The 7057-nt window shown below is 71.4% G+C and carries 3 protein-coding genes and 1 pseudogene; all 4 read right to left on the bottom strand.

Features of this window, described 5'->3' with window-relative positions:
* Window positions 1-1017: pseudogene (locus HW577_RS17235) on the bottom strand (hypothetical protein); the annotation flags it as partial.
* Window positions 1014-3611 carry a virulence factor SrfC family protein gene (locus HW577_RS17230; RefSeq protein ID WP_198377383.1) on the bottom strand — a complete coding sequence of 866 codons (2598 nt, stop codon included), beginning with the start codon at window positions 3609-3611 and terminating at the stop codon, window positions 1014-1016. The pseudogene HW577_RS17235 and the gene HW577_RS17230, both read right to left, overlap by 4 nt.
* A complete protein-coding gene (locus HW577_RS17225; RefSeq protein ID WP_198377382.1) occupies window positions 3608-6568 on the bottom strand; it encodes a virulence factor SrfB in 2961 nt (986 codons plus the stop codon). The genes HW577_RS17230 and HW577_RS17225 overlap by 4 nt, the downstream gene beginning before the upstream one ends.
* Before the next feature lie 79 nt (window positions 6569-6647).
* The coding region (locus tag HW577_RS17220) for a hypothetical protein (RefSeq protein ID WP_198377381.1) at window positions 6648-7057 on the bottom strand (410 nt) is incomplete at its 5' end.

Here is a 7057-nt window from a genome sequence, read left to right as displayed (position 1 = left end):
GCGGGGTTCGGCCGCGGCGGCGTCGCCGGCCGCGATCGCGTCGCGGTAGTGGCGTGCGGCCTGGCGCGGATCGGGGTCGCGGAAGGGCCGGCCGGGCTGGAAGCCGACCGGGTCGTAGAGGCCCGCGAGCCGCGTGATCGCGGTCGCGTGCCCTGCCCGCGCCGCCGCTTCCCACAACAGCAGGGCATCGTCGTGACGGCCCGCGTCGAAGCGGCGCGCGGCCTCCTGGGCGATTGCCGCGGGGGATGCGGCACGCGCGATCACCTCCGGCACCGCAAGACCGTCGAGCGACGCCGGCGCGGACGGCGGGGCCTGCGGCCGCAAGGGCGGCAGTGCGGGTTCCGGAGCGCGCGGCGGCTCCGGCGCAGGCGGTGCCACGGGCTGCACCGTGGGTGGAGGCGTCGGTGCCTCGGCCACGACCAGCGCCTGTTCCCGCAGCACGAGCCACCAATAGGCGCCGCCCCCGCCGGCACCCGCGACCAGCAGAAGCAGCAGCAGGATCAACGGCAGCGCCGAGCGCGTCTTCGCCGCCGGCGCCGGTTGCGGCACGGACAGCGGCGGCGGTGGGGCGGCGCGCGGCGCCATCATCACCGTCGCGTCCGTGTCCATGCCCGGCAACGGCGGCGGCGAGGGCGGGGGCGGCGAGCGCTGCGCAGGCGGCGGTCCCGCGATGGCATTTCCGCTACCGCCATGCAGCGGCGCTATGTCGGGCCAGAAGACCGGTGCCTCGATCCGCGCGGCCGGCAGGCGGAACTGAACCGGCCCCGCTTCCAGCCAATCCACGATGTGCGGGCCGAGATAGAGCCGCACCCCCTGCGGCGAGGGCTCGACGCGATCGGGGCTCAGCAGCGCATCGCCCACCTGCCAGCCTTCAGGGCCCAGCGTCCCTTTCGTCCAGCCTTCCCGTAGGATGCGGAAGCGTGGATCGGCGGGCGGCTCGGCCACGCCGCGCAGCAGAAGCACGGCATGGCCGCCTTCCGGATGCGCGGGATCCGCGGCGGCGAGCACCTCGGTCATGCGGCCTGGCCGAGCGCCGTCAGGATCTTCGCGAGGCGCGCATTCTGCGCCACGTCCACCTCCTGCCCGCCGGGCGCGCTGGCATTCTCCTCCACCAGCCGCGCGAAGGCGCTGATCCAATCGACGTGGAACTGCTTGTCATAGGCCTCCGGCTGCGTACCGAGATGCGGCATGCCGTTGACCGGCGGGCGTGACGCGAAGACCGGGCGGTCAGTGCGCCCCGCGCGTGGGCGCTGGTCCGGCGGCAATTCTGCATAACCCAGCGTATGGACGTAGCGATTCACCATCCCCTCCGCGACGAGCACGGGCTTGCTTGCGCTCTCGGACAGCTTCTGGCGGTAGGACGCCGCATCGCGCAGCCGCTGCGCGATGCGCGCGGACAGCGCGGTGCGCCGCGCGCCGGCGCCGATCTGCGCCACCAGGACATTCGCGGCCTCCCGCGGCAGCTTGAGCTGCTCGGCGGTCTCGGGCTCGGCGGCCACGCGGTGCATCTTCTCCATCCATTCGGCCACGGCCATGTCGGCGTAGCGTTCGAAGGCGTCGCGCGCGCGGTGCTCGCCCTGCGCGGCGGGGGCGACGAGGTCGCCGAGCTCCGCGAGGTAATCCTCCTCCCCCGCCCGGGCCCCGACGGGCGCTTCCTCGGCCGGCTCCGTCTGCATACGCCACCAGGCGGAGGTCAGTTCCTCCGGCGTCACCTGCAGGCTGCGAATCAGCCGCCCGAAGCCCTGCGCGGCGGCGCAGGCGACGAGCGCGCGACTGACCACGCGCGCTTCCTCCCGCCGCTTCGCCAGTTCCGCGGCGAGGTCGCCCGAATGGAAATAAGGCGTAAGGCGCACCGCCATGTCGGCGCGCAGCGCCTCCAGCCGCGCGACGATCTGCCCGCGCTTGATCGCCGGGTCGCAGACCGGGCGAAGGCTCTCCGCGAGGTGGGAGATGCCGCCGTCGTTGAGCGTCATCGCCGCGTCCCAGGCCCGCGCGGGATCGGCGAAGTGGCGCCGGCCGTCCTCGTTCGCGAGGAACTCGTCGCGCAGCCGAGCGATCCGCGCGGCCTCGGAGGGGCGCAGCGCCGCCTCCCGGCCATGCTCGTCGTAGTCGAGAATGTGCTTCGCCGCGACATTCGGGTTGCGCAGCCAGTAGGTGTTGGCGAAAGGCGCGCCGGCCGCCCAGTTGCGCGGCCAGTCATGCTCCTTGCCGAAGAAGTCCAGCAGCGAGGCGTTGAGCCGGATCGTCCAGCGGCTGCCCGTGCCCTCGACCGCGCCCTTCTTCTCCTCGAACTCCGTGTCGAACTTGGTCAGCACGAGGAAAAGCGCGTTGCGGTGGCGCGCGCGTTCCTCCGGCGTCGCGCCGAGGGTGCCGTCGACCCAGTCCTTGATCATGCGCGGCAGCGTGCGGACTTCCTGGTTGGACGGCCCGATGCACAGGAGCATGGAGGTGATCTCCTGCTCCGCGCAGTAGCGCTGGTACAGATAGGCGACCTTGCCGCGGAGGAAGAGGCCCGGGAGCTTGCCCTTCTCCGCCAGGAAGCGGCCCGGCTGGGTCAGCTTCTCGCGTGACCGGGCGCCGGGGAAATCCAGCAGGTCCGTGACGTCGAAGAAGTCCCAAGGCTTGTCGCGGAGTGCGATGGTCAGCTCCGCGACGAGTGCCGCGAGCGCCGCGCGCGGCAGCATCGCCTGGCGCCCCGCGCGCGTCCGCACCGCCAGCTTGCCGTCCGACGGGTCGCCGAGTGCGAACAGCGTGCGGACGTCGATGATCGAGGTCTCGCGCGGGGACAGCGCCTCGAGCGGGGCAAAGGCCTCGTCAGGGAAGTCAAGCGCGGCGAGGGCGGCGAGCAGTTCACGCCCCGCGCTCGTGAAGGCCTCATGCCCGTTCCACAAGATCGAGAAGAAGGCGGCGCGTTCGGCGACCGGCAGGCGCGGCGCGATGTTCGCCGCCTGGCTCCAGAAGGCGGACCCGAGGCCCGGCACCAGCGGATGCCCGCGGAACAGCCCCTCGAAGTATTCCCGCAGGTCGTCGACATCGTCCTCGGTCAGACGGTCGATGGGCTCCCCGCCCGCCCGCGCCGCGAAGCGCGCGCAATGGGACTGCACGAGTTCCGGCGATGGGATGTCCACCTCCGCCGGGTCGAAATCCTCGAGGAAGGTGTTCCCCAGGATCTTGATGACATCCGTCTGGGATAGCAGCCGAAGCGCGACGGGATTCCCGGGCAGCGCCGAAGGCGAGCGCAGCGTGAAGCGGGTGACGAGGCCAGTCGCCTCCTGCCCGCCTTCGGGGTTGATGTCGCGCACGAAGTCGAGCGCCCGGCCTTCGAACAGCGCGGTCACCGGTTCCTGACCGCGCCGCGCGAGCGCGCTGATCAGGTAGGACTTGCCCGATTGCGACGGACCGAAGACCGCGACGCACATCGGGCGCTCGGCCGCGGCCTCGAGCTTGCGGGCGCGACGGGCGAACTTGCGGAAGTCGCGCGCGATCGCCTGCGCTTCCTCCCGCACCTTGGCGCGGTTGTCGCCGAGCCAGCCGACCGCCTCGGCGGCCGCTTCCGCCGTGTTGCGCGCTTCGGCGGCGAGGCTCGCATCGCTGCTCGAATCGAGCCTCATGCCAGCCCCACCACGCCGGTGTCGCGCCAGTATCCGGCTTCGCTCTTCATCGTCTGCAGCCTGATCTCGACATCGGTGCGCCGCAGCGCGGTCCCTTCCGCATCCTCGATCTCCTCGACGCGGAAATCCTCGCGCTTCTCCTCCTGCCCCGGCGCGTCGGGGTCCATGTCGGCGCGGCGGATCTTGACGCGCAGCGGCAGCGCCATGCGTGGGACGCTTTCGGGATTGGCGAATTCCAGCGCGTAGAGCGCCGTAGCCGGCCAGCGCTCGATCGGCAATTGCCGGAAGCCGAGGAAGGTCGGCGCGGCGAAACTCATGGTGAAGGCGACCTCGTCGCCCGGGTTGGGGCGCTTCTCGAGGTCCACTTCCGACAGCAGCACACCCTGCTCACGGATCTGGCCGGAAATCTCCATCCGTCCGATGAAGCGCGCGGTCGATCGCATCGAAAGCTGGCTCGTGCGCATCAGGAAGGATTCGAGCCGCCCTTCCGCCAGCGCGCACAGCATCGCGCCCACCGCGGCACTCGTCTTCGGGTCCTCGATCCGCGCATTGGCGTCGCGGAAGGGATACCATCCGCCCACCGCGTAGCGATGCATGCCCACCATGCGGTGCGGTGGCACGGGTGACTTCGCCAGCACGATGTCCGTCACCGCGCGCAGCCTGGACGGGCGGCCGGAGAGCAGCAGCACGTCGCAATCGTAGTGCCAGACCACTTCGCAGAGGTCGGCCAGCACCGGCCCAAGTGTGGCCTGCACCACTGCCTCGACGCGCCTGGCATCGGCCGCGATCTCGACATCTGCGATGGCGAAGCCGCGCGCGCCGGCCTGGCGTGCCGCGGTCTCGAAGAAGGCGACGGCGCGCGGGCTCGGCGGCTGCGGCGCGGCGGCGAGGATCGCGCCGATCGTGGCGCGGAACACCTCGCCCATGTCGCGCCCCTCGATCCGCTCATAGGCGTGCAGCACCGCGAGCCCCGCCGGTTCCAGCACCTGCGCGACGAATTGGCGGCGGAGATGGCGTTCCACCTCGCTTTGCCCGCCGCGGTCCCCGCCCAGCGTCTGGCGCAAGAAGGCCTGCGGGTCGCCCATGCCGGCCGCGCGGAGCGCGTCGGCGACCTGGGGCAGGACAAGATGCGTGATCAGCCCTTCCAGTACCTCGTCGCCCGCGATCTTGAAGCCCTCGCGGAATTCCTGGCGCGGGACGATGGTGTCGCGGTTCTCGACCGACCAGGTCACCACCATCAGGTCCGTCGTGCCGCCGCCGATGTCGATGGAGGCCACGCGCAGGCACGGGTTCGGCCCGCGCTCCGGCCGCACGCGCCCGGCGAGTTCGAACATCCCCTGCGCATCGCCCTGCAGGCGTTGCGTGATCTCGGTGTAGAGCCACACCACCTGAGTCGCCGTCGCTTCATCGAGGTTCAGGAGCACGCGGGGTTCAGGCGGCGCCGCCCCGCCCGCCTCGGTCCAGCCGAGCAGGTCCCAGGCGAGCTTCACCGCGCCCTCAGCCCTCTCGCGCAGGATCTTCTGCTCGGCGAGCGGCATGGCCGGCGGCAGCGTCAGGATCACGCGGCGCAGGCGGCGCGGCACGTCGGCGAAGCGGCGCGCGGCGCGCGTCGCCGGCGCGTTGATCTGGCTGACTGCCTGCATCAGCAGTTCGGTCAGCAGGAAGGTGAACATCGAGGACCGCGAGAAGCGCGCGCGCACCGCGGGCTGCCCCCGCCCGCGCATCATGCGCAGCGATTCCCCTGTTTCCGTCACATGCGCCATGAACGGGCCGGAGACGGGCGGTTCCGTCGTCACGCCATCCGATGCGCGGCCGTTGAAGCGCCAGCCCTGCACGTTCGGTCGTCGATCCCACAGATAGCGCTTCGGGCTCGATATGCCGGTCGCCCCCTCATTGCCCTGCGTCGCGGCGGCAAGGCGCATCGCCTCCGGCCCGACGCGCACCGGGGAGGGCCAGCGGAAGGCATTGGCGCGGCCCGAGCGGCGGGAGATCGCATCCCGACCGAAGGCGCCGACGGCGAATTCCACGCGGCTTTCGAAGGGCCGGGCGTAGGTCTCCTCCGGCCGCGACAGGTCGCGCAGGGCCAGCACCTGCGAATTGTTGAGCGAAGGCGCGTCCTGCCCTTCCTCCACCAGCACGCCGCAGGTCCGCGAATTGCCGATGTCGAGCACGAGATCGACGTTGATCGGCGCATAGCCGCGATTGTCGGACACCACATCCACCAGCCGCACGCGCGGCAGGATGCCGATCCCCTCGATCAGGCCGAGGAAGGTCAGGTAGCGCGCCCAATGCTCGCAGGCATGGGGGAAATCCTCCGGCCGCAGCGGCCGCCCGCCGCGCTGCGCCTGCCGCAATTCGCGGAACCCTTCCTCGAGCCACTGCCCGACCCAGGATTCGTTGAGAAACCAAGCATTCTCGGCATGGTTGCAGACGGGGGCGAATTCCTGCTGCCGCGCGCTGTCCTCCGGCGCCGGCGCGACATAGGCGCGTTCGGCCACGCGCGGCATCAGCGCCGTGTCGAAGGCGAGCACGAGCCGATGCGACCGCCCGTCCGCATCGCGCGCCGGCTTCTCGGCGATATAGGCGCGCGCCCAGTTGGACGGGCCGCGGTCGTACACTTCCTTCCCATCCGCCCCGCGGGCATGGACGCGGAAATAGGGCAGCGGCACCCATTTGTTCAGAAAAGGCTCCAGCGCCTGGGCGCGGGAGACGGCGTAGGTCTCATCCGATGGCGGCACCTGCCGCGTGACCGGGTCGGCCAAGTTGCCGTCCGCGTCCTGTTCCAGCATGCGCAGGATGGTGGGGGACTTGCCCTCATGGTCCACCTGCTCGCGTAGCGTTTCCTCCCAGAAGGACCGGGCGCCGCGCGGAAGCCGGTCCATGTCGAAGTCGATGTCGAGGAACTGGATGCCGGAGGACGGCACCAGGCTGATCAGGCCGGCGGAGGTCGCGCTCATGGACATGGCTTTCCGTGCGCCGGATTGTGCCGCAGCGCAACGTGCCGCGCCAACCGCGCAGGGGTCATGCTGCGCGGCATCAGTTGGGGCAGTTCAGGCGGTAGCGCCAGCGGGTGTTCGAGAAGGGGCCGATCACCACCACCTCGACCACATAGTCGTTGCCCTGGGGCTGCCAGTTGAAGCCGATCCGGCCGCGGCCGCTGACCATGCCGGGGGTCGAGGCGATGACACGCCCGCGATAGCGCACCTCGATCCGGTCCGGCACCGTCTGGGTGTCGTAGTCGAGCGAGACCGGTCCAGGCGTCGGGCCGAGGAAGTGGCGCGTCCGTGTTTCCCCCGCCCCGCCGGACTGGGTGTCGACATTGCAGGGCTCGGTGCCCGGCGGCGGCTGGGGCGGCCGCTCGGGCGGCGGCGGGGGCGGCTCCGGTGGCGGCAGGGGCAGCGGTTCCTCCGGCCGGGGCGGCTCCGGCGGTGGGAACCGCTGCCCCT

The sequence above is a fragment of the Neoroseomonas rubea genome (assembly GCF_016106015.1).
Lineage (GTDB): Bacteria > Pseudomonadota > Alphaproteobacteria > Acetobacterales > Acetobacteraceae > Neoroseomonas > Neoroseomonas rubea.
Note: the sequence above shows the minus strand (reverse complement) of the source record. Positions and strands in the feature narration are given on the sequence as shown.

Excerpts from the sequence above, each read along its gene's own strand:
- HW577_RS17225 (WP_198377382.1), bottom strand. The coding sequence starts at position 6,568 with ATGAGCGCGACCTCCGCCGGCCTGATCAGCCTGGTGCCGTCCTCCGGC.
- HW577_RS17230 (WP_198377383.1), bottom strand. The coding sequence starts at position 3,611 with ATGAGGCTCGATTCGAGCAGCGATGCGAGCCTCGCCGCCGAAGCGCGC.